Here is a 224-nt window from a genome sequence, read left to right as displayed (position 1 = left end):
CTGGGTGGTGAGACGTTCTCCGCCGAGGAAGCCCTCAAGTACGGACTGGTCGACGCCGTCGTGGACAGCGGCGCCGCCGTCATCGAGGCGAAGGCCTACGCGGCGCGGGTCGCGACGCGGGGACCGGCGGCCGTCGAGATATCGAAGCTAATGATCGCCGTCGCGAATGGCGAGGACAATGGTTCGGCGGTCGAAGCGCTCGGCTCGATTCTGGCCGCCAAGAC

General features: G+C 67.9%; 1 pseudogene. It reads left to right on the top strand.

Features of this window, described 5'->3' with window-relative positions:
• Positions 1 to 224 (top strand): annotated as a pseudogene (locus EH240_RS37740) (enoyl-CoA hydratase/isomerase family protein); the annotation flags it as partial.

It is taken from the genome of Mesorhizobium tamadayense, assembly GCF_003863365.1.
Classification (GTDB): domain Bacteria; phylum Pseudomonadota; class Alphaproteobacteria; order Rhizobiales; family Rhizobiaceae; genus Mesorhizobium; species Mesorhizobium tamadayense.
Note: the sequence above shows the minus strand (reverse complement) of the source record. Positions and strands in the feature narration are given on the sequence as shown.